Annotated in this window: 2 protein-coding genes; both read right to left on the reverse strand. The window is 59.3% G+C overall.

The annotated features are described in order from the left end of the window. Window positions 1–95 precede the first annotated feature (95 nt). Window positions 96–1,172, reverse strand: coding sequence for a 4-hydroxyphenylpyruvate dioxygenase (gene hppD, locus OC610_RS25645; RefSeq protein WP_030142212.1), 1,077 nt, complete (start codon window positions 1,170–1,172; stop codon window positions 96–98). A gap of 250 nt (window positions 1,173–1,422) precedes the next feature. Further along, window positions 1,423–2,367: a DMT family transporter gene (locus tag OC610_RS25650; RefSeq protein ID WP_264431824.1), complete on the reverse strand. Its 945-nt coding sequence runs from the start codon at window positions 2,365–2,367 to the stop codon at window positions 1,423–1,425. Window positions 2,368–2,422: the final 55 nt, after the last annotated feature.

Raw genomic sequence — 2,422 nt, forward strand, 5'->3', positions numbered from 1 at the left:
TCGCGAGCAAGCTCGCTCCCACAAAGGGTTGTGTATTGACAATAAAAAGCCCGCCCGGCATCACTGCCGGGCGGGCTTTTTCATGAGGTCAGGTGTTACTCGGTAGCGAGCACACCACGACGCACCTGGTCGCGCTCGATCGATTCGAACAAGGCCTTGAAGTTGCCCTCGCCGAAGCCGTCGTCGCCCTTGCGCTGGATGAACTCGAAGAACACCGGGCCCATCAGGGTTTCCGAAAATATCTGCAGCAGCAGGCGCTTATCGCCCTGCTCGGACGCACCGTCCAGCAGAATGCCACGCGATTGCAGCTCACCGACAGGTTCACCATGGTTCGGCAGGCGGCCTTCGAGCATTTCGTAGTAGGTATCCGGCGGCGCGGTCATGAAGCGCATGCCGATTTTCTTCAACTGGTCCCACGTCTTGATCAGGTCGTCGGTGAGGAACGCCACGTGTTGGATGCCCTCGCCGTTGAACTGCATCAGGAACTCTTCGATCTGGCCGGCGCCCTTGGACGATTCTTCGTTCAACGGGATGCGAATCATGCCGTCCGGAGCGGTCATCGCCTTGGAGGTCAGGCCGGTGTATTCGCCCTTGATGTCGAAGTAGCGGATCTCGCGGAAGTTGAACAGCTTCTCATAGAAGTTCGCCCAATAGGCCATGCGCCCGCGATACACGTTGTGGGTCAGGTGATCGATGATTTTCAGGCCCGCGCCCACCGGGTTGCGGTCGACGCCTTCGAGGAACACGAAATCGATGTCATAGATCGAGCTGCCTTCGCCGAAACGGTCGATCAAGTACAACGGCGCACCACCGATGCCCTTGATCGCCGGCAGGTTCAGCTCCATCGGGCCGGTTTCGATATGGATCGGCTGGGCGCCAAGCTCCAGGGCGCGCTTGTAGGCTTTTTGCGAGTCCTTGACCCGGAACGCCATGCCGCACACCGACGGGCCGTGCTCGGCTGCGAAATACGAAGCCACGCTGTGGGGTTCGTTGTTGAGGATCAGGTTGATTGCGCCCTGGCGATACAGGTGCACATCCTTGGAGCGGTGGGTGGCGACTTTGGTGAAGCCCATGATCTCGAAGATCGGCTCCAGGGTGTTGGGCGTAGGGGACGCGAATTCGATGAATTCAAAGCCCATCAGGCCCATCGGGTTTTCGTATAGATCTGCCATGTCGGCGCCTCATCATGCTTATCAATTAACAGGAAACGTTAGTTGCCAGTGATGCTGAGGGCACGGGGCGGCGCGCAGGAGATGCCACGAACGCTGCGGGCGAGGAAATCGCCATAGATCAGTTGAAACCCAAGTATCTTCATTGTCGACCCAAGGCTCTTGCGGGCGAGGCTTCTGCTGCCAGAAGACGTTATTCTTATATGCGTAAATCGATTCTACACAGCGTAACTGGATTTGTCCGCCTTCTGTATCAAATCGCCTTTTGCGCCGACCGTGCAAGGGGTTTGTTGCAGAGGAAAATGCCCGCCAGAATCACGCCACCGCCGACGCACATCAGGGCCGTGAGCCGCTCGTCCAGCAACAACGCCCCCAGCAACACCGCCGTCAGCGGATTGAGTGCGATGAACACGCCGGAACGGGTTGCGCCAATCCGGCGAATGCCGTCGTACCAGGCGATGTAGGCCAGGGCCGAGCCCAACACACCGAGGTACAACAGGCTCAGCCATTGCCGGGTGTCCAGCGTGGTCAACGCCTCGAAGCGAACCTCGCCCACCGTCGCGCAGGCCGCCCACAACATCAGTGTGCCCAACAAAATCGACCAGGTGACCGTCTGCAACGGGCCAAGGCTTTCATTGAGGCTCCGGGAAAACAGCGAATAAATGCCCCACCCCAACACACAGCCAAAAATCAGCAGGTCGCCGGTCCAGCCCTGTCCCGTTGCCTGCAACAAGGAAGGGTCACGACTGACGATCACCAACCCCGCGCCGCCGATGCACAGCGCGATGCCGGTGATTTTCAAGCGCCCCAACCGCTCCTTGAACAGCCACCAGGACGCCAACCCGATCACGGCCGGATTCAATGCCACGATCAGCGAGGCGCGCGACGCGCTGATGTATTGCAGGCCATAAAAGAAGCACAGGTTGTAGAAAAAGATACCGAAAAACCCCAGTGCCGCCAGTTGCACGCCCTGCTTCAGGCTGGGCCTGGCCAGGGGAATGCCGGCCAAGCCCAGAAACAACAACAGCGCTGTGCTCGCCAGCAGGAACCGCAGGCTGGCGGCGAACAGGGGCGTCAGGGCGTCGGAGAGAATCCGCCCGGCCACGAAGGTCCCGCCCCAGATCATCGTGACCATGGCGAGCTTCAGATAGACCGGAAGGTCTGAAGGGATTGGGACGGTTTGTTCGAGGGTTTTCATGGTTTCACCACGTTGAATAGGACGAATTACCTGTGGCGAGGGAGCTTGCTCCCGC

The sequence above is a fragment of the Pseudomonas agronomica genome (genome assembly GCF_025917275.1).
In the GTDB taxonomy this organism is placed as follows: domain Bacteria; phylum Pseudomonadota; class Gammaproteobacteria; order Pseudomonadales; family Pseudomonadaceae; genus Aquipseudomonas; species Aquipseudomonas agronomica.